Here is a 19,595-nt window from a genome sequence, read left to right as displayed (position 1 = left end):
GGAGCGGAGGGACGAGTCCGCGGCATCCATCCTCCGTTCCCCGGATCTCCTCCCGCCAGCGGTGAAGATCACCCCGTAGCCTCGAGCGATGAGTTCGACCGCGTACGACGCCCGCGCCGACGAATACATCGCGGCCCTCGGATCGATGGATGCCGTGCACCCGGTCGACCGCAGCATCGTCGACGCCTGGGCCGCCTCGGTCACGGGCCCGCTGCTCGACGCCGGATGCGGACCGGGGCACTGGACGGCGCACCTCGCCGGGCAGGGCCTCGACGTGCGGGGTGTCGACCTCTCCCCGCGGTTCGTCGCGCACGCGCGGGCGGTGCATGCCGGTATCCGGTTCGATGTCGACACGATCGACGGCCTGGAAGCCGCCGACGGGGAGTTCGGCGGGATCCTGTCGTGGTTCTCGACGATCCACCACGAACCCGCGCGCGTCGACGTGCCGCTGCGGGAGTTCGCGCGAACGCTGATTCCGGGCGGCCGACTGCTGCTCGGTTTCTTCGTCGGCGCGGGGGTCGAAGCATTCGACCACGCCGTCGTCCGGGCGTACCGCTGGCCCGCGGCGGAGCTGGGGCGCAGAGCGGATGCCGCGGGCTTCGACGTCATCGAGACGCACACGCGCGAGACGCGCGGAGGCCGGCCGGTGGGGGCTCTGCTCTGCGAGCGGCGGGCGTGATCATCGCCCGCCTCGCGACGGCGCGCGTCGAGGATGCGCCCGCCGTCGCCGCGTTCCAGACCCTCGCGTGGCAGCAGACCTATCGCGGGCTGATCGACGACGCTCTGCTCGACGTCCCGGCCAGCAGTCGCGTCGACCGGTGGACAGAACGAATCCGTTCCGGGTCTCGGACCGTGACGATCGCCTGGGCGGCGAGCGCGATCGTCGGAGTGGCGAGTACCTCCGTCGAGGATTCACCGCGCGCTGGGTTACCGCCGCGCGAACTGCACACGCTCTACCTGCGCCGCGACGCGCAGGGCGCGGGGCTGGGATCGCGCCTCCTGCACGCCGCGATCGGTGACGATGCCGCCCATCTTCTGGTCTTCGAGGTCAACCGACGTGCGCGACGGTTCTACGCGCATCACGGCTTCGCGCCCGTGGGCGGGACGCTCCTCGACCCCGGCACCGGGCTCACGGAGCGGCGGTGGGTTCGGCCGGGTCGAGTGATTGCCGCGCCCGGGCAGGCATGAGGGCCACGCGCCGACCCCGCGGCTCGGCATGCGGGGCGATGCACGACGCTCAGCCGTCGCCCTCTCTCGGCACGAGACACGCGAGGCCGGCGCCCCTGGGGGTGCACCGGCCTCGCGTTCGTGATCAGCGGGTCAGGAGCGACGTGCGCGGCGTCGGGAGATGACGACGGCGACGAGACCGGCGACGAGTAATCCGCCGGCGAGGTTCAGCGCCATCGTCGGATCGGTACCGGTGACGGCGAGCCCGCCGGGAGTGTCGGCGCGAATGCCCGGGGGCGGGGTCGCGCTGCCGGTCGGCGGGGTGGAGGCCGACGGCGAGGGGCTCGGCGCGGGAGCGGGCTGGCCGACGACGAGGTTCACGTTCTGCGTCGCGTCGGGTGCGGTGCCGTTCGACGCGGTGATGACCACCGCGTAATCGCCGGGCGTCGTGGGCTTCCCCGAAATGACTCCGGTGCCGCTGTCGAAGACGAGGCCGTCGGGCAACCCGGTCACGGTGACGGTCGGCGCGGGGTTTCCCGTGGCGGTGATGGTCGAGGTGTAGCCCTCACCGACGATGGCGTTGCCCGGCGGCGGCGACGTGATGGTCGGAGCGGTCGTCTCCGACACCGTGCCCGGAGGAGGGCAGCCGGTGGAGGCGGTGATCGTGTTGTCGTCGAGTGTCACCGCACCGCTCTGAGCGATGAGGCGGCCCTGGACGGTCGCGCCGGTGGTCGCCGTGACGGACAGCTGGGCGACGACGGTGCCCTGGAACTGCGCGGCGGTGCCGACGGAGGCCGAACTGCCCACCTGCCAGAACACGTTGCACGAGCTCGCACCACCGGTGATCGTGATGCGACTGCCCGAGCCGATCGTGAGAGTGGATGCCGCTTGGAAGACCCACACCGAGTTCGCGTCCCCGGCGAGGGTCAGAGCGCCCGCATCGGCCAGGGCGAGAGCGCCGCCGGAGTACACGCCGGGCGACAGAGACAGCCCGTTGAGCTCCTCGAGGCCGGTGCGAGTCGGCGTCAGTGAGGCGGCGGTGCCGTATGCCGTGAGAGCGTCCTGCTGCGCCTGCGCCGCCGCGGCATCGGTCTGGTGGACGGTGCCGTTCACGACGCCGTCCGGCAAACCGCCGAAGCCGGTGATGGACGTTCCCGGGGAGAGCCCCAGGTCACCGTTGACGAGCGTGGGGCCGGTATTGGTGACGGCGCTGGCCCCGAGCACGCCGTAGGTGCTGGCGGTGCCGAGATCGACCGGGCCGTCGATCACGGTCGCCGCCGAGGCGGGGGACATCGCTGCGGCCCCCATGACCGCGGCGAGACCGACACCCGTGACGACGAGGGTAAGAGGTCGGAGAAAACGGGACGTGGCCATGAGAGGCCCCTGTCTGATGACGAAGAGCCACAGGGCGAACGTCGACGACATGCACATGATCTCCGGTCTTCGAAGTATGCGCCTCTCAGGTTCGTCATAGGCGAATGCGCAGACATTGGCGACCGATTGCCAGTTTGACTCTCGCACGCGGGATCAGGGACAGGAGCACGGGTCGGGCCCCCTGCGCGCCACGATCGGCGACGACGCGGCGCATTTCCTCGCCTTCGGGGTCGACGAGCGCGCACAGCGGTTCTCCGAGCGTCACGGCTTCCCGCCCGTGGGCGGGACACTCCTCGTCCCCGGTACCGGGCTCAGACGCGCGGCGGATGCCGCTCGCTTCGACGACGTCGAGACGCACATCCGCGCGGCGCGAGTCGAGAGGCCCATCGGGCGTCGGAGTGGAGCGGTGGGCGCGACGGTGGCGACGTTCTCGAGCCCCGCGGTCCTGCGCCCGCTTGACGATCCCGCGTAACGAATCCGTCGGTCGACCCGTCTCCACAGTGTTCCGCCTCGCGGATCCCCGAGCCGCCCGGCCGGCGCGCCCCCCATTTCCGCGTCGGCCGGGTGTCGCGACATAGGCTTCGAACGGCGATGCTCACGCACCGCGAACCTTCGTGAGGTGATCGAATGCGGCGCGAGAACGCACGCGAACGTCTCGCTGCGGCGCTGTTGCCCGAAGAGGTGCCCCTGCTCACGGTCGAAGCCGAGTCGTCGCCTCCGGCCCGCGGAGGGCTGCTCGCGGTCACTCCCACCCGCGTCGTCTTCGCCTCGACGACCGACACTTGGACGGTGGAGCTGCGCCGGGTGACGAATGTCTTCCTCGAGCAGGAGTACTCCCGCGGCCTCATTCGCATCGAGTCGGCTCAGCCGCGGTTCTTCGGCGCCGAGGCGTCCGACGCGCAACGGGTCGTCGCGGCGATCCGGGCCGGGCGTCCGTAGGACACTTCTGCACCGCCGTCCGCCTCGCACGTGGAACGGAGGACACTCGCGCTGCGGAGGATGGAGTCCGCGGCATCCCTCCTCCGCTCGCCGAATCTCCTCCCGCGCGCACCCGGACACGGCGAATGCCGCCGCCCCTCGGCAGGGACGGCGGCATTCGGCGGGTTACTCGCCCGCGGCAGCCGGAGCGGCCTGGGCCGGAGCCGCGTCGCGCGGAGCACCGTGCGGGCGGATCACCGACGGACGGCGCATGAACAGCACCGCCACGAGGCCGAGCCCGATCACGATGATGGGCAGCGCGAGCGACTGCCCCATCGCCTGAGAGAAGCCGGTGACGACCTGCGGAGGAAGCGCTCCGCCGCCGAAACTCGCAGATGCGTCCGCGGCACCCGGCAGATTCGCCTCGAGGCGCGCCTGCATGAAGGCGGCGATGGATGCCGAGCCGATGACCGATCCGACGGTGCGGGTCGTGTTGTAGATGCCGGCGCCGGCGCCCGCCTGGCGCGGCGGGAGGTTGCGCGTGGCAGTCGTCGCGAGCGGGCCCCACATGCCGGCGTTTCCGATGCCCATGAACACCGAGGGGATGAGGAACATCCAGATCGGCGCGTCGTTCAGGATCAGCGCGACGTAGAGGCCGAGCGATCCGCCCACCAGCAGCAGACCGGGCACGAGCAGGAAGCGCGGGTCGGTGCGGTCGAGCAACTTGCCCGCGAAGGGAGCGAGCACGCCCGACAGGATCGCCAGCGGCACGAGCAGCAGCGCCGACTCGGTCGGCGTCAGGCCGCGGGCGAGCTGCAGGTAGAACATCTGCGGCAGCGCCATGCTCGTCACGGTGAAGCCGACGGCCGCGATCGCCAGGTTCGCGATCGAGAAGTTGCGGTCGCGGAAGAGGTCGAGGGGAACGAGCGGCTCCCCCGTGCTGCGCGCCTGCGTCCAGACGAACACCGCCATGACGACGACGCCCGCGGCGACCATCGCCCAGATCCACGCGGCCCAGGAGTAGTGCTCGCCCTCCTGCAGACCGAACACGATGAGGAACAGACCGACGGCGCTCAGCACGACGCCGAGGATGTCGAACTTGTGCGCGGTGCGCGGCAGCTGCGGCACGAGGATGACGGCGGCGACGAAGCCGATGATGCCGACGGGGATGTTGATGAAGAAGATCCACTCCCAGCCGAGGCCGTCCACCAGCAGGCCACCGGCGAGGGGGCCGACCAGCGTGGCGACACCGGCGGTGGCACCCCACAGACCCATCGCCGCGCCGCGGTTCTGCGGCGGGAAGGTGCGGGTGATGACGGCCATGGTCTGCGGCGTCATCATCGCCGCCCCCAGGCCCTGCACGGCCCGGGCGGCGATCAGCACCTCGAGCGAGGGCGCGAGGCCGCAGGCCAGCGAGGCGAGGGTGAACAGCGCCAGACCGATGAGGTAGATGTTCTTGGGGCCGAAGCGGTCACCGAGGCGACCGGTGATCAGAAGCGGCACGGCGTACGTCAGCAGGTAGGCGCTGGTGACCCACACGACGTTGTCGAGGTTGTTGGTGTTCGGGTCGAGGGCTGCCTTGATGGCGGGGTTCGCGACCGAGACGATCGTGGTGTCGACGAGGATCATGAAGAACCCGATGACCAGCGCCCAGAGGGCGGGCCAGGGGCTGCGTTCGTGGGTCTGGTGGGACCCGGTACGGGTGGATGCCGCGGAGGCGGCGCGAGAGTCGGTCATGCTGTGGTCTCCTTTGAGACGCGGTGCTTCTTCTTGATGTGTTCGGGGATCTCAGCGATGCCCCAGGGGAGGGAGCGATCGGCGAGGCGCGCACGCAGGGAGTCCTGCCACGCGAGTTCGGCGTCGAGCAGAGCGGATTGACGCCGCAGCTCGACGAGGAATTGTTCGGGGGTCTCGCGCTCGGCCGCGACGCTGAGACCGTCGTGATGTTCCTCGACGGAGGCGACGAGCCGGGCGCGGCGCGCGTCGAGCAGACCGATGACCTCGGCGCGCCCGAGGTTGTGGGCTTCGGAGAGGGCGACCCGGAATTCGCCCGGTCTGTCGATTCGCGGGAGTTCGGCGCGCACCCATTCTTCGACGGCCCGATGGCCGGCATCCAGGATCGTGTAGGTGGTGCGCTCGGGACGGTTGCCGTCGCGATCGACGCCGACCTCCGCGAGGAGACCGTCGCGTTCGAGGCGCGCGACCGTGTGATAGATCGTGCCCTTCTGCAGGGGCACGAGACGGTCGTCCCGGCGTTCCTTCAGCAGGCGCACGAGCTCGTACGTGTGCATGTCAGCCTCGCGGAGCGTGGCCAGGATCATGACGGCGACGGGGGTGAGATGGCTGGCCTCCGGCATCCGTCCTCCTCATGGTCCGTTTCGACTAGTCCACGTGGACTATACGCTCATTCCTCGCCCCGCGCCAACGCGCGAAGATGAACGTCGCGTGTCGAGCACACACCGTTGGCACGCGAATCGTCGCGGCGCGTCGTGCACACTCGACGCGAGCACGCCGCGCCCGATTCGGGGCGCGGCGTGCTTCGCAGCGGTGAGGGATGCCGGGGGTCAGGCCTTCGTGGAGTCGCTTCCGACCGATTCGGGGCTGCTTTCCGCATCGGCGAGAGCCACCTCGCGCGCCTCGGCCTGTGCCGCCACCGCACGACGCTGACGCCACCGCACGGGGATGCCGAAGATTCCGCGCTGGTTCGGTTCTTCGACCTCGAGGCCGTAGTGCTCACCGATCGAATCACGCAACTGAGCGCGCTCGGCCTTGTCGTAGGCCTTCATCTCGCGTCGGAACGCGACGACCGTGGCCCAACAGATCGCCAGCAGCACGACGCTGAAGGGCAGAGCGATGCTGATCGCCGCGGTCTGCAGCGCCTGCAGCCCGCCCGCGATCAGGAGAGCGAATGCGATCACCGCGGTGGCCAGGGCGAAGAACACGCGCACCCACTTCTTGGGCTCCTCCTCGCCGCCGGTGGCGATCATGCTCATCACCAGCGCGCCCGAGTCCGCGGAGGTCACGAAGAACACCGCGATCAGGATGAGGAAGCCGACGATCAGGACCCCGGAGGCCGGGACGTTCTCGAGCATCTGGAACAACGCGGTCGACACGTCCACCGACCCGTCGGGCCCGGTGTACGACGCGGTGCCCGTCAGCTCGCCGTAGATCGCGGTGCCGCCGAGGACGGTGAACCACAGGATGCCGACGAGCGTCGGCACGAGGATCACGCCGACCACGAACTCCCGCACGGTACGACCGCGCGAGATGCGCGCGATGAAGATCCCGACGAAGGGCGCCCACGAGATCCACCAGCCCCAGTAGAACGCCGTCCACGCGCCCTGCCAGGCGACGCCGTCGTCACCCGCATACGCGCTGACCGTGAAGGACAAGCCCACGAAGCTCTGGATGTAATTGCCGATCGATTGCACCACGTCGCGCAGCAGGAACTCCGTCGGGCCGGCGAACAGCAGGAACAGCATGAGCACGCCCGCGAGCACGAGGTTGATGTTCGACAGCCACTTCATGCCCTTGCCCACGCCCGAGAGCAGCGAGAAGAGCACGAACCCGGTGATGATGCCGATGATGATGGCCTGGCTAATGATGGTGGGCGGCACGACGCCGAGAAAGTCGAGGCCCGCGCTGATCTGGATGACGCCCAGCCCGAGCGAGGTGGCGACACCGAAGAGCGTGCCCACGAGGGCGGCGACGTCGATCGCGTTGCCCCACCCGCCCTGAACCAGGCGCGCACCGAGGATCGGCTCGAGAGCCCAGCGGATCGTGCGGGGGCGGCGACGGCGGTGGAAGGCATACGCGAGCGCGAGACCGAGCACGACGTAGATCGACCACGCGTGCACGCCCCAGTGCAGGAAGGTCTGCGACATCGCCTGCTGCGCGAGTTCGGCGGGAGTGCCCTCCACGCCGGGGCGGGGAGAGACGAAGTGGCTGAGCGGCTCGCTCACCCCGTAGAAGACGAGGCCGATACCCATGCCGGCGGCGAACAGGAGAGAGAACCACGAGATGGTCGAGAACTCGGGTTCGTCGTCGTCCTGGCCCAACTTGATCGTGCCGAACCGACTGAAGCCCATGGTGAGGGCGAAGACGACGAAGAACGCGGCGATCAGCACGTAATACCAGTTGAACGTGGACACGATGGTCGTCTGCACCGCGGTGAAGGTCGCTTCGGCCGCGGACGGGAAGATCAGCGCGAAAGCGATGAAGGCCAGGGCGATGCCGGCTGCGGGCCAGAACACCCACCCGCGGATGGTCGTATGCCGGCTACCGGCGTGCGGGTCGATTCTCACCGCGGTATCGGGGGCTGCCTCGGTCATTCCACCGAGCGTAGTCAGGAGGGTGGCCGCGTCCGGGGGGCAGGCGCGCGAGCGAGCGTTGTGACACAATCCGCGCCGATGCGCGTGCCCCGCACCCGCAATAATGAGCGGGTGACCACCGCTCCCCCGCTCGAGCTCCCCGGCTTCCGCCACATCTACTCCGGCAAGGTCCGCGACCTGTACGTGCCGACCGACACCGCCGAGGGCGAGGCCCCCGCGCACCTCCTCGTCGTCGCCAGCGACCGCGTGAGCGCCTTCGACCAGGTGCTGTCTCCCGGCATCCCCGACAAAGGGGAACTGCTCACGACGCTGAGCCTGTGGTGGTTCGATCAGCTCGCGGGCGCCGACGGGGGCCGCTCGATCCCGAACCACCTCGCCGCCGACCACGCTCTGGTGGGCGACGAGGCCGTCGCCCTCATCCCGGATGCCGTGCAGGGGCGCTCGATGCTCGTCCGGTCCCTCGACATGCAACCGATCGAGTGCGTCGTGCGCGGCTACCTCACCGGCTCGGGCTGGGCGGAGTACCGGGCCGAGGGCACGGTGTGCGGCATCCCTCTCCCCGAGGGCCTGAACGACGGCGACCGTCTGCCGGAGCCGCTCTACACTCCCGCGTTCAAGGCGCCGATGGGCGAGCACGACGAGAACATCACCTTCGAACGCTCGGTCGAGCTCGTCGGGGCCGAGACGGCTTCGGCCCTGCGCGATCTCTCGCTCGAGATCTACCGACGCGCATCCGAGACAGCCGAGGCCCGCGGACTGATCCTCGCCGACACGAAGTTCGAGTTCGGCTATGACGCCGACGGCGTGCTGACCCTGGCCGACGAGGTGCTCACCTCGGACTCGTCCCGCTACTGGGATGCCGAGGCCTGGCGCACCGGCTCCACTCCCGCCGAGCGCATGGCCAGCTTCGACAAGCAGATCGTGCGCAACTGGCTGGCGGCCAACTGGGACAAGCAGGGCGAGCCGCCCGCGCTTCCCGCCGAGATCGTCGAGCGCACGCGCGACCGCTACGCGGAGTTGCTGCGCCTGCTCACGTCCTGACCTCACCCGCCGCGATGCCACCGACATCACGTGGCGTCGGCGGAACCACCCCGCGAGATCACGTGATCTCGCCAGAACGACCATCGAGATCACGCGACCTCGTCGAGAGCACACGCCACGGGGTGTGAGCTCGGCGAGAACACGTGACCTCGGCATCCACCCCCACCTGAGGAGACACATGTTCCGCTGGAAGCTGCACGGCAACGGGCGCACCGTCGAACCCGGGGCCGTCGTCGCCCCCGGCGAGCGCCTGAACTGGGGGGCGACGATCGCGATCGGGCTCCAGCACGTGATCGCGATGTTCGGCGCCACCTTCCTGGTGCCGGTGCTCACCGGGTTCCCGGTGTCGACGACGCTGCTGTTCTCGGGTGTCGGCACGTTGCTGTTCCTGCTCATCACGAAGAACCGCCTCCCCAGCTACCTGGGCTCCTCTTTCGCGTTCATCGCGCCGATCACGGCAGCGACGACCACCGCGGGCACCGGCTCAGCGCTCGCCGGCATCGTGGCCGTCGGCGTGCTGCTCGCCGTGATCGGCTTCATCGTGCAGTTCGTCGGCCTCGGCTGGGTCGACAAGGTCATGCCGCCGGTCGTCGCCGGCGCGATCGTGGCACTGATCGGTTTCAACCTCGCCCCGGTCGCGTGGTCGAACTTCAAGGTGCAGCCCCTACCCGGCACGATCACGCTCGTCGCCGTCATCTTGTTCAGCGTGCTTTTCCGCGGCTTCCTCGGGCGCATCTCGATCTTCCTCGGCGTGATCGTCGGCTACGTCGCCACGGTGCTCATCCAGGCGGGCACCGGCGAGACGCTCATCGACTTCGGCGCCGTCGAGGCCGCTCCCTGGGTGGGCCTGCCGACCTTCGAGATCGCCGACTTCACGACGCCCGCGACCTGGTCGGTCATCGCGATGTTCCTCCCCGTGGTGCTCGTGCTCGTGGCCGAGAACGTCGGTCACGTGCGGGGCGTGGCGGCGATGACGGATGCCACGGCAAACCGCTCCACCGGCCGCGCCCTCATCGCCGACGGTGTCGCCACCACCCTCGCCGGCACCTTCGGCGGTTCGGGAACCACCACCTACGGCGAGAACATCGGCGTCATGGCCGCGACCCGCGTCTACTCGACCGCCGTCTACTGGGTCGCCGGTCTCACCGCGATCGTGCTGAGCCTGTCGCCCAAGGTCGGCGCGGTGTTCAACACCATTCCGGCGGGAGTGCTCGGCGGTGTCACGACCGCGCTCTACGGGCTGATCGGCATCATCGGCATCAAGATCTGGGTCGACAACCGCGTCGACTTCTCGCGTCCGGTCAACCAGTACACCGGCGCCGTGGCCCTGGTGCTCGCCATCGCCGGCTTCACCATGCAGTGGGGCGACTTCCAGCTCGGTCCGATCGTGCTGGGTTCCGTCGCGGCGCTGGTGATCTACCACCTCGGCAACGCCATCGCCCGCGCGCGCAAGACCGGCGCCGACGACGGCGGCCCGATCCCCGCCGTGGGTCCGCTGGGCGGCGACCCGAGCTGAGTCGCCGGGGCTGCCCTATAGGACCGCGCCGTCGTGCGGAGTTCGAGGTCGACACTCCGATTCGGGGGGGGGCTCCGCCGCGGCGCGCCGCGGTCGGAATCCGCACGACGGCCCGCGCTGCGCGACCGGGGGAGGACGAAGCCCAGCACACACGGCGGCACCCGACAAGAGGGGATGCCATGACGGGGCAGCTCGGTAGCGTCGGACGACCGGCGGTGCACCGCAAACCGCCTCGCCACCGATGACGAGAGAGGCACGCTCATGGCATCCGAAATCTCCGACCCGTCGCAGGCCGCTGCCGACGAGGACTCCTTCGAAGGCGCTGACGTCGAGGTCTCGCCCACCGCCGGCTCGGGCTCCGACGGAGAGGCCAAGCCCGGCGGGCTCGGGGCCGATGGCACCATCCCCGACGACCCGAAGGGCGTCGCCGCCGGTCACTCCGACACGGCCTCGCACTTCAACCCCGAAGAGGACGAGGAGTCCGCCTGAAACCCGGCCCGGGGTCGGGCCGACTAAACTGAGAGAGGCGTGTCGGGAAGTCTGGTCGACGATCTGTCGATCGACCCTCCAGGAAGCCTCATGAGCCACGACACCACCCGCGCGCCCCAGTGGCCCGGATACGCCGAAGTCCACCGCGTCACGACGCTTCTGCGCCGCGAATCCGTCGGCGGCATGCTGCTGGTCGTGGCCGCGATCGGCGCGGTCGTGTGGGCCAACTCCCCCGCGTCCGAGGCGTACTTCGCGCTGCGCGACCTCCGTTTCGGCTACGCGCCATGGCACCTCGAGTTGAGCGTCGGGTCGTGGGCGGCGGACGGCCTGCTGGCGGTCTTCTTCTTCCTGGTCGGCCTCGAGCTCAAGCGTGAGATCGTCGTCGGGAGCCTCCGCCGGCTGGGGACCGCGATCGTGCCGGTGACGGCCGCCTTCGCGGGGGTCGCCGTGCCCGCCCTCCTCTACGCCGCGATCGTGCACGCGCAGCCGAGCCTGCTGGCGGGCTGGGCCATTCCCACCGCGACCGACATCGCTTTCGCGGTGGCGGTGCTGGCGCTGGTCGGCTCGCATCTGCCCGGTCCCCTGCGCATCTTCCTGTTGACGCTCGCGGTCGTCGACGACCTGATCGCGATCGCGATCATCGCCGTCTTCTACACCAGCGACATCGCGCTGGTGCCGCTGGCGGTCTTCGCCGTGCTCGTCGTCGTCTACGGCGTCATCGCCCACCGTGGCCGCGCGTGGTTCGCCCGCACATCCTGGGGCGCCTGGGTCGTGCTGCTGCCGATCGGCTTCGCCGCGTGGGCGTTCCTGCACGCCTCGGGGGTGCACGCGACGATCGCCGGAGTCGCGCTCGCCTTCACGATCCCGGTCGCCGCCTCGCGCCGTCAGCCCGAGGTGCGGGGCATGGACCTCGCCGAGCAGTTCGAGCACCGCTTCCGTCCCCTGTCGGCGGGCATTGCCGTGCCGTTGTTCGCCTTCTTCGCGGCGGGGGTCTCGGTCGGCGGCGGCGAGGGACTGCTCCGCGCTGTGACGGACCCCGTCACCCTCGGCGTCGTAGCCGGTCTCGTGCTCGGCAAGCCCCTCGGCATCCTGCTCGGTGTCCGCCTGCTCACTCTCGTGACGAAGGTCCGGCTCGACCCCGCTCTGAAGTGGATCGACCTGGCCGGGGTGGGCCTGCTCGCCGGGATCGGCTTCACCGTCTCGCTGTTGATCGCCGAGCTGAGCTTCCCCGACGGCTCGCCCCACACCGACGACGCGAAGATCGCGATCATGGTCGCCTCGCTTCTGGCATCCATCCTCGCCTCGTCCGTGCTCCTCTTGCGCAACCGGCGCTACAAGCAGTTGGCTCTCGCCGAGAAGGTGGATGCCGACGGCGACGACGTACCCGACGTGTACCAGCAGCCGTGACCCGAGGCCGGCTGAGCCGCGAGCGTCGTGGGAACGGGCTGCATAGGAGTGCTTTCGCGCTGAGGTGCTGAGGGGAGGTTCCGGTCGGGGTACCTCCCCTCAGCGGGCCGCCTGGGTGCGGCGGCGGGGGGGAGCAGGGGTGGGTTTCGGGGGAGAAACCCTGCTCCCGGCTCGGGGGAGCCGGCGTGCAGGTGCTGCATCGCCTGGCTCGCTTTCACTACTGTGGACGGCGCCTTCGGTAGAGGATTGTGGCGACGACGCCCGCGGCAAGCAGTCCGGCTCCGAGCAAGGGTGCGGCCAGGCTTGCGATGCTGCCGGTTGTCGCCAGCGTGCCGGCGGCTGATGGAGTCGCGTCGCTGCGGATCTGCTGCTCGGGCGTATTCGCAACCTGAGGCGCCGCGGAAACGGTGACCGTGATGGGGTCGGTGTTGGCGTCGGGTTCAGTGCCATTGGACGCGGTGATGGCGAAAGTGCTCGTGCCCGCGGTCGTGGGTGTTCCTGATACCCATCCGTCACTGCTCAACATGAGGCCGTCCGGAAGCGCTCCTTGCGTGATAGAGAAGTGCGGCTCCGGGTATCCGCTCGCGGCGAACCGGTAGGAATAGGGCGTCCCTGCCGTAGCCGCTGGTGGTGGTGTCGATGCGGTGAAGACGGGGGCACCGGGTGCCGGCTGAGTAGTGATCGTAATGGGGCCGGTCGTCGCCCTGGGATCCACCCCGTTGTATGCGGTCACGGTGAACGTGCTGGTGCCGACGGTGGTGGGGTATCCCCTCAGGCTCCCGTCGAACTCGTCGAGCTCGAGTCCGTCCGGAAGGGATCCTTGTGACACCGTGAACAGCGGCGCGGGGTGTCCGGACGCAGCGAACTTAAAGGCGTACTTGGTGCCGACGGTGGCGATCTCGTCGGGGTTCGAGGCAGTGAAGCTCGGGGCCACCAGTCCGGCGTTCACGCCGATGGTGATCGAGTCGGTGGTGACGTTGGGTTCGACACCGTTGGACGCGGTGACGCGGAACGAGCTCAAACCAGATTTTGTCGGTGTGCCCGACAAGACGCCATCCGAACTCAACATGAGCCCGTCCGGGAGCGACCCTTCAGATACTTCGAATGTCGGTGCCGGGAAGCCTGATGCGGCGAAGGCGTATGAGTAGGGAGTTCCAACCGTTGCTGTCTCGCTTGGAGTGGAGGCGGTGAACGTCGGCGCACGCTCGACGGTGAGAACAGAGACGCTTTGGCTCGTGTTGTTGACCACGTAAAGCGTGCTGTCGTCGGGGCTCAGAGCGAGGGCCACCGGCCGGTCGCCAGTCGAAATGGTCCGCACAACCGACCGGGTCTGTCGCGAGATCACGGAGACGGAATCGTCGTTGGCGTTCGCGATGTAGCCCCATTGGCTGTCGGCGCTCGTTGTCACGGCCATGGGCGTCCGCCCTACCCGGATGGTGTCCAGCACGGTGTTGTCGCTGAGATCAATAGCGGACACCGTGCCTACTCCATTCGTGACAAGCGCCAGATCCCCGTCTGGCGTTACCGCCACGTCCGTCGGAAAGATCCCCACAGGGACGGTCGCCAGAACCTGCCTCTCGTCGACCGATACGACCGAGACAGTGTTGTCGTCTCCGCTCGTCGTGAGGACCCGTTTGCCGTCGGGCGTGGTTGCAAGGGACGTCGGAGAGCCTCCGACCGCAGCCAGCGTCGTTGCACCGGTGGAAAGGTAGGCCCTCAACACGTTGCCAGAAGTTGCGTAAGCAGCCTCCCCATCAGGACTCAGCGCGATACCAGCGCTGGACTCGCCAAGCAGCCATTCACGAACAAGATTCCGCCCCACTGTGGAGAACTTTTGGATCGCCGATCGAGTCGCCGTGAACAAGTATTCGCCGTCAGGTGTCACGGCCAGGTCGGTCAGAGCGGCGCCCGCCTCGATGCTGCCCTCGATAGATCTTGTTGCGGTGGAAACGATTGTCACCGCACCGGTGTCGTAATTCCCTACGTACAGCGTCCCGCCGTCGGGGCTCACGACGATCGACGTGGGCTCGCCGCCCACCGCGATATCCTTCTCAGCCGCCGTTGCGGCGCCGGGCCAAAGGGACACCGCACCGAAGACGGAAACGATGAGGGCGACAGCGAAGGCGCGATATCTGGCCTGCATAATGTTGGCGCTCCTGTTGTGTGGTCTTTACTCAGCATTCAATGAAGGGGAGGTACGAATGCATCTCGAGGTCGGCGAGCCGCCGTGCGAGGGAACGTGGGCGCCAGCGTGCTGCCGGCGCCCACGCGCGAGGGTCAGGACGAGAACGGAGCGCCAGCCTGGATGGCGTTCACAACGGTCGAGAACGTAAGAGTTTTACCCTGGGCTGTGTTGTCGGTGGCGGCGGGCAGCCACGCACGGAACTTGATCACCGCGGTTCCGCCAGCAGCGAGCGAGGAGGTGCCCGGGATGGAGACGTTTCGGAGGTCGTCAGCAGTCCATGTCTTCGACCAGGTCGAGCCATTGTCGGTGCTGTACTCGACGTTGACCTGCTTGGCGAAGTCGCTCGAGGTGGAAGCCATCTGGACCTTCCAGTCAACGGCCGCCGTTCCGTTGTTGCGGACGTTGATGTTGAACATCTTGGCCTTGGTCGCGACGTCCGAGGACGCAACCGGGAGCACGTTGGTGAACGACAGCGCCGCTGTGGAGGACGCGTCGTCGCCGATGTTCCCGATCACGACGGTGCCGGACGCCAGGGTGTTGCTGGAAACGGTCTTGTCGGCGGTGAAGTACGCGCCGGTGGCAACCGTGCCGCCCAGGCCCATAGTGAGCAGGGCGAGGGAGGCGACGAGGACCTTCTTCTTCGAGAAGGAGCGCTTGGTGGTGGACATGGGATCTGCTTTCTTTAGTGGTGAGTCGTGCTTCGGGTCGGAAAGGGAGGCTGAGGGGCTCGACGAGTGCGAACGAAGGTGGCGTAGCGGCTCGACGAGAAGGTGGGGGCGCAGCCCGCAGATGCGGGCGCGCGAGGTGCGGGTGTTAGAAGCCCTGCTGGACGGCCTGGACGAGCAGGCTGAGGGGGACTGTTTGGCCCTGGTACTCATTCCCGACCGAGGCGGGCAAGTTCACCGCGAACGTCACCGTGGTGCTCTCACCCGGAGCCAAGGTCCCGAGGGAGTGCGAGTCGGAGTCACCCAAGCTGGACTCGACGGCCGAACCACTCGAGCTCTCGCTCTTCCACACGATCTGTGTCGCGAGGGGGACGGCGTTATCGGTGCGAGCGATCGCGGTGAGGGTCACGGCCACGGTGGTGGAGTTCGTCACGGACGCGCGAACGACGGCAGGCTGACCGCCGGGTACGAGCTGGATCACTCCGCCGGCGAGCACGGTCGCGTCGATCTGCACATCAGATACCGAGATGACATCGCACTGTTCCGGAGCGGCATGCGCGGCCTGTGACGGGGAGAAGGCCCCCAAGAGCAAGATCACGCCCAGCACACTCGACAGAGCGAGCCCCACGCCAGGCGCGGCCGCCGTGGAAGAGGGCAGCGCTTCACGGCGACGCCGACGCGACCGGGCCAAAGCCATGACGCCACCCGCGAGAAGGACGAGCGCGATGGCGCAGGCGAGTATGACGTCCATGGGAGAGCCTGTTGCCGCAAGTCCGGACCCTCCCGAGGCCGTGATCGCGGGCGCTGCCGGGGAGGGCACGACCGGAACAGAACAATCCACAGAAGATCCTTTGGTATGAAACGGGTTGAAATGGACTCAGGTGGACCATAGCCGACGTCAACAGCCCCTAACAACTCTATTCCGCCTCGAGCTCTACACCCGATGTAGTGCGCTTCACGCAAAATCGCGCCGGATCAGGCTGTTATTGGGCATGCTGCCCCTAAACTGTGACGAGTCTGTTACCCCCCGGGAGCGCCATGCCTAAGCACCTCGAGCACCTGTTCGCTGGATATCCGCCGATCCTTTCCGCCAGAGACGTCGCCGAGGTGCTCGGGTTGAACAGCAAGACCGTCTATGAGTACTTGCAGTCCGGCGAGCTGCCCGCGTACCACATCGGCTCGAAGTGGGTCATCGTGCGAGACGAGGTGGTCGAGTACATATCGAGCACCTCGAACGTGGCTGACCGGAGCACCCCTGAGGTGGCGACGCCCTCGAGCTGAACAGGATCGACGCTCGACTCCGTTCGCACGGGACGCTGAGGCGGCAGCGTCCGCGCAACGAGGGGAGCCAGCTGTAACGTCGCCGCGCGTTGCGAAGCCTGCCGCGCAGGCTCCCCGGGAAGTCAGTAACGGTGCAGGACTTCCGTTTCGCCGATCGACCACGTGGTTTCGAATGTGTGGCACGAGTCGATGTGACGTACGGGCAGCTGATCGAAGGGGGCCATGATGTGGCCGTCGAGGGTAAGCCGCGACGGCAGCCGGTAGGCTTCGCTGACCTCGAGCTTTGCGCTGCGCAACATGAAGAGAGTGGGCTTCGCCGGCTCGCCCAATGCCGGCCGCCCGAGCACCTTCAGGAAGAATTTGGGGCGCTGCAGGAACTCGACGGCGTCGTCGGCGAACATCGGCTCGCTTCGGTAGCCCGCACTCCCGTGAACGACGACGGTATCGTTCACGGCCAAAGAGAAGTTGCTCGCTCCGTCTCGGTGCACGATCGACCCCACGCCGTACAGCACGGGCTGCAGGTAGGCCTCACGGTTGTGGATGATCGAGGTCACGTTGTCCGTGTAGACCGCCTGGATGTAGTCCCCCACGACGCCTGCCGAGCTGACCGCTTCGATCGACTGCGTCACTTCGAGGAGGGGAACATCCCCGTGCGAGTTGAAGAACTGCGTGAAGAACACGCTGGCGCGCGGAATCAGAGGCAGATGCAGGGGCTCCGGAAGGAGCTTGCGCGCGGCGTGCTCATCGGTCACATAATCGACGCGAAGAATGCTCCGGCGAATATTCGGCGCACCTAAGTGAGCGATGAACGGCACATTGGCAGGCGTGGTCAGCAGCTGCAGGACCTCGGAAGCTAGCACGCGAAGATTCTAAGGATCTGAACAACTTGCTCATAACGCCCCCGCCGTGCGGGCCCCGCCGCTAATATCCGGCGGCAATCAGCGCTCCCGGCACGCAGGGGACGACCGCTCGTCGACCAGAAGACACGTGAACGTCATGGGCGTTGCGGACGGACCTGGTTCGACTCTCGCACTCTACGGACGAGGGTGCCGCGCGCACTTCGCGGGGCGCTCCCTAAACAGACGGGACGATCGAGGCGATTCCTGCTATGGTGCGTTAGATCCGATACGCACCGTTTTGATCCGTTATGTGTTCTTACGAGAGTGAGCCTGCGCCAGGAGGAGGCCCGGTCAGGTGCCGGAACCGTCGTCCGCGTGTCAGCCGACGAGTACTCGAGCTGCCGAGCGGCACCCACCCACACCAAGAAGGAGCGGCGGCATGAGCATCGTCCGGCCGAACCCTCAGGGACCGCACACGGCCACGTCTGCTGTCGTTCTTCTCACGCTCGGCGTCGACCACGCTGCGCCGTCCTCGTCCGCCGTGACCCCCACCCCTGACTCGTGCACGCACGACACGATCCGTCTCGGACACACGGACGGCGGCCGCATCGCCGCGCACACCACCTCTTCGCTCACCGCTCCGGCATTCGATGCGCAGGCGGACGTGTACGCATTCGCCATCAATGCGCACAATACGAGCGGCGAGGCGGTCGACTGGATACTCGGTATTGAACTGCGCAGCAGTGCATCGGATGCGCGCGAAGTAACACTCGCCGCCAGCACGACCGACGGTGCCACGTGGTCGACACCGCTGACCATCGACACGTCCGGTAACCCCGCGTTCTGCGCCGTCTCGCCCCTCCTGCCCTCAGCGACCCAAACAGTGCACTTCCGCGTCCGAGTCCCCCGCCCCGCCGACATCACGCACCTCTGCCTCGAGGCATCGACCGCTCAGTCCTCCTCGCGCCCCGAACGTCCGCAACCGCGCGCGCGCCTGCTATCGCGCGTGTGACGCGCTCCACCCCACCGGCCATCACCCGATACTCACCTGGAGGCACAATGCGCATCCTCTCCTTCCTCCGTTGGAGCATCGTAGGCGCGTTGCTCGCCCTCCTCATCGCCCCCGCCGCCATCACTCTGGCCACCGGGACCCGGCTCGTCGTCGTCGATGGGAAGTCCATGGCGCCCACCTACGAGTTCGGCGACCTTGTTCTCATCGGCGACCCCCACCCCGACGACTTTCAACCCGGCCACGTCGTCACCGTCGGACGCCCCGACGGAAGCATGTATACGCACCGCATCCAAGAGATCACCGACGGTAAGGCCCTCCTGAAGGGCGACGGCAACACCGCGGCGGACCCCGACACGATCTCCTACGACCAGCTCGTAGGCGCCGTCCGCGGCCACATCGGCGGCCCGCTCGCCGCCGTTCTCGCCTACGTCCAAACCACCCCCGCGCGTATCAGCCTTGCCGTCCTCGTTCTCGCCCTTCTCCTGCTTCCCCTCGAACGTCGGCCCGCCGACGCCAAGGACGGCGAGGACGGCGAGGACGGGGGTCGGAAAGACAGCGATACCGACCCCGCGGACCAGAAGGACCCCCCGGCCACCTCGGCGGAGGACACGGACCGGGTGCTCGAGGACGTTTTCGGGCTCGCCGGAGACCGGCATCCCCACACCGAAAAGCCCTCCCTCCTCGCCCCCCAAGAACAGAACGGTCCCAGACAGCGGCGGTCCTCGCAGTGGTGACGAACGAACATCGACCCGTGGCCACTCCTCACGCCCCGATCCTCACGGACCGGGATCTTCACATCTCGCAGAAAGATCAACCGGTCACCTCATGACTCTTCTCGACAAGCGTTCAGAACCCACAAGCCCTTCGAATTTCTCTGCCTGCGCCACCGCTGTCGTCGTCGACGATGATCCGCACGTCCGGTCCGTGCTCACGCGAATCCTCGAGAGCGCCGGATACGCGACCGACGCCTTCGACAACGGCGCCGAAGGCGCTCGCGCGGCGCTGGCCATCCGCCCCGACCTGGTCACGATGGACCTGACCCTTCCCGGCATGGACGGCATCGAAGCCATTCGACGCATACGATCCGCCGGATCCAGCGCGCACATCATCGTCATCTCCGGCCTGCACGACGACGCCGACAAGGTCTCGGCCTTCGACGCCGGCGCGGACGACTACGTCACCAAACCCTTCCGCTCCCGAGAACTTCGAGCCCGCATCGACGCCGTCACTCGGCGCCTCAACCGCTGACTCGTATCCCCGCCCCGACGCCACCGAGCTCCACCGGAAAGAGGGCACGACCCGTCCAGGCTGGTGTCGAATCCCGCGGCACCCTTTGTGGCATCCCCGGTTCTGGTGACACCGCAAAACTC

Annotated in this window: 20 protein-coding genes; 12 read left to right on the top strand and 8 right to left on the bottom strand. The window is 68.1% G+C overall.

Features of this window, described 5'->3' with window-relative positions:
• Window positions 1-88 precede the first annotated feature (88 nt).
• Together MTE01_RS06510 and MTE01_RS06505 are read left to right on the top strand one after the other, a co-directional pair.
• Window positions 89-679 carry a class I SAM-dependent DNA methyltransferase gene (locus tag MTE01_RS06510; protein ID WP_141376427.1) on the top strand — a complete coding sequence of 197 codons (591 nt, stop codon included), beginning with the start codon at window positions 89-91 and terminating at the stop codon, window positions 677-679.
• A complete protein-coding gene (locus MTE01_RS06505; RefSeq protein ID WP_170210636.1) occupies window positions 676-1,188 on the top strand; it encodes a GNAT family N-acetyltransferase in 513 nt (170 codons plus the stop codon). The genes MTE01_RS06510 and MTE01_RS06505 overlap by 4 nt, the downstream gene beginning before the upstream one ends.
• A gap of 132 nt (window positions 1,189-1,320) precedes the next feature.
• Here the strand turns inward: MTE01_RS06505 and MTE01_RS06500 are convergent, their stop codons facing one another.
• Window positions 1,321-2,541, bottom strand: a complete 1,221-nt coding sequence (locus tag MTE01_RS06500) for an ice-binding family protein (protein WP_170210635.1) — start codon at window positions 2,539-2,541, stop codon at window positions 1,321-1,323.
• Between the two features lie 115 nt (window positions 2,542-2,656).
• Between MTE01_RS06500 and MTE01_RS06495 the strand changes: the two genes are divergently transcribed.
• Both MTE01_RS06495 and MTE01_RS06490 read left to right on the top strand, forming a co-directional pair.
• Window positions 2,657-3,013: a hypothetical protein gene (locus MTE01_RS06495; protein ID WP_141376423.1), complete on the top strand. Its 357-nt coding sequence runs from the start codon at window positions 2,657-2,659 to the stop codon at window positions 3,011-3,013.
• Window positions 3,014-3,168: 155 nt separating this feature from the next.
• Window positions 3,169-3,480 carry a hypothetical protein gene (locus MTE01_RS06490; RefSeq protein ID WP_116238778.1) on the top strand — a complete coding sequence of 104 codons (312 nt, stop codon included), beginning with the start codon at window positions 3,169-3,171 and terminating at the stop codon, window positions 3,478-3,480.
• Window positions 3,481-3,645: 165 nt separating this feature from the next.
• On the opposite strand, the gene MTE01_RS06485 is transcribed toward MTE01_RS06490, so the two are convergent.
• From MTE01_RS06485 to MTE01_RS06475, 3 genes are all read right to left on the bottom strand, one after another.
• Window positions 3,646-5,196 (bottom strand): MFS transporter, encoded by a 1,551-nt coding sequence (locus MTE01_RS06485; protein WP_141376422.1) that lies wholly within the window; start codon window positions 5,194-5,196, stop codon window positions 3,646-3,648.
• Window positions 5,193-5,816 carry a PadR family transcriptional regulator gene (locus tag MTE01_RS06480; RefSeq protein WP_103206955.1) on the bottom strand — a complete coding sequence of 208 codons (624 nt, stop codon included), beginning with the start codon at window positions 5,814-5,816 and terminating at the stop codon, window positions 5,193-5,195. Before MTE01_RS06480 ends, MTE01_RS06485 begins: the two co-directional genes overlap by 4 nt.
• Before the next feature lie 207 nt (window positions 5,817-6,023).
• Window positions 6,024-7,790, bottom strand: a complete 1,767-nt coding sequence (locus tag MTE01_RS06475; protein WP_141376420.1) for a BCCT family transporter — start codon at window positions 7,788-7,790, stop codon at window positions 6,024-6,026.
• 78 nt (window positions 7,791-7,868) lie between these two features.
• Here MTE01_RS06475 and MTE01_RS06470 point away from each other — a divergent pair, with 78 nt between their 5' ends.
• The 4 genes from MTE01_RS06470 to nhaA all read left to right on the top strand — a co-directional run bounded on the left by MTE01_RS06470 (window position 7,869) and on the right by nhaA (window position 12,243).
• Complete coding sequence (locus tag MTE01_RS06470) at window positions 7,869-8,831, top strand: phosphoribosylaminoimidazolesuccinocarboxamide synthase (protein WP_141376418.1); 963 nt, start codon at window positions 7,869-7,871, stop codon at window positions 8,829-8,831.
• Window positions 8,832-9,009: 178 nt separating this feature from the next.
• Entirely contained in the window at window positions 9,010-10,347 is a 1,338-nt protein-coding gene (locus MTE01_RS06465; RefSeq protein WP_141376416.1) for a uracil-xanthine permease family protein, read from the top strand.
• Between the two features lie 261 nt (window positions 10,348-10,608).
• The gene (locus tag MTE01_RS06460; RefSeq protein WP_141376414.1) at window positions 10,609-10,836 is read left to right on the top strand and encodes a hypothetical protein; all 228 of its coding nucleotides are present in this window, start codon (window positions 10,609-10,611) and stop codon (window positions 10,834-10,836) included.
• A 90-nt stretch (window positions 10,837-10,926) separates the two neighbouring features.
• Window positions 10,927-12,243, top strand: coding sequence for a Na+/H+ antiporter NhaA (gene nhaA, locus MTE01_RS06455; protein ID WP_141376622.1), 1,317 nt, complete (start codon window positions 10,927-10,929; stop codon window positions 12,241-12,243).
• Between the two features lie 217 nt (window positions 12,244-12,460).
• On the opposite strand, the gene MTE01_RS06450 is transcribed toward nhaA, so the two are convergent.
• The 3 genes from MTE01_RS06450 to MTE01_RS06440 form a co-directional block, all read right to left on the bottom strand.
• Window positions 12,461-14,386 (bottom strand): YncE family protein, encoded by a 1,926-nt coding sequence (locus MTE01_RS06450; protein ID WP_141376412.1) that lies wholly within the window; start codon window positions 14,384-14,386, stop codon window positions 12,461-12,463.
• Window positions 14,387-14,520: 134 nt separating this feature from the next.
• Entirely contained in the window at window positions 14,521-15,096 is a 576-nt protein-coding gene (locus MTE01_RS06445; protein WP_141376410.1) for a hypothetical protein, read from the bottom strand.
• Window positions 15,097-15,241: 145 nt separating this feature from the next.
• Window positions 15,242-15,844 carry a hypothetical protein gene (locus tag MTE01_RS06440; protein ID WP_141376408.1) on the bottom strand — a complete coding sequence of 201 codons (603 nt, stop codon included), beginning with the start codon at window positions 15,842-15,844 and terminating at the stop codon, window positions 15,242-15,244.
• A 287-nt stretch (window positions 15,845-16,131) separates the two neighbouring features.
• Here MTE01_RS06440 and MTE01_RS06435 point away from each other — a divergent pair, with 287 nt between their 5' ends.
• A complete protein-coding gene (locus tag MTE01_RS06435; protein ID WP_141376406.1) occupies window positions 16,132-16,374 on the top strand; it encodes a helix-turn-helix domain-containing protein in 243 nt (80 codons plus the stop codon).
• Window positions 16,375-16,496: 122 nt separating this feature from the next.
• Here the strand turns inward: MTE01_RS06435 and MTE01_RS06430 are convergent, their stop codons facing one another.
• Complete coding sequence (locus tag MTE01_RS06430) at window positions 16,497-17,234, bottom strand: acetoacetate decarboxylase family protein (protein ID WP_141376404.1); 738 nt, start codon at window positions 17,232-17,234, stop codon at window positions 16,497-16,499.
• 418 nt (window positions 17,235-17,652) lie between these two features.
• Here MTE01_RS06430 and MTE01_RS06425 point away from each other — a divergent pair, with 418 nt between their 5' ends.
• The 3 genes from MTE01_RS06425 (at window position 17,653) to MTE01_RS06415 (ending at window position 19,473) form a co-directional block, all read left to right on the top strand.
• Window positions 17,653-18,225 (top strand): hypothetical protein, encoded by a 573-nt coding sequence (locus MTE01_RS06425; RefSeq protein ID WP_141376402.1) that lies wholly within the window; start codon window positions 17,653-17,655, stop codon window positions 18,223-18,225.
• Complete coding sequence (locus MTE01_RS06420; protein ID WP_141376400.1) at window positions 18,222-18,959, top strand: signal peptidase I; 738 nt, start codon at window positions 18,222-18,224, stop codon at window positions 18,957-18,959. Before MTE01_RS06425 ends, MTE01_RS06420 begins: the two co-directional genes overlap by 4 nt.
• Before the next feature lie 91 nt (window positions 18,960-19,050).
• The gene (locus tag MTE01_RS06415; protein WP_141376398.1) at window positions 19,051-19,473 is read left to right on the top strand and encodes a response regulator transcription factor; all 423 of its coding nucleotides are present in this window, start codon (window positions 19,051-19,053) and stop codon (window positions 19,471-19,473) included.
• Window positions 19,474-19,595 lie beyond the last annotated feature (122 nt).

This window comes from Microbacterium testaceum (assembly GCF_006539145.1).
In the GTDB taxonomy this organism is placed as follows: domain Bacteria; phylum Actinomycetota; class Actinomycetes; order Actinomycetales; family Microbacteriaceae; genus Microbacterium; species Microbacterium testaceum.
Note: the sequence above shows the minus strand (reverse complement) of the source record. Positions and strands in the feature narration are given on the sequence as shown.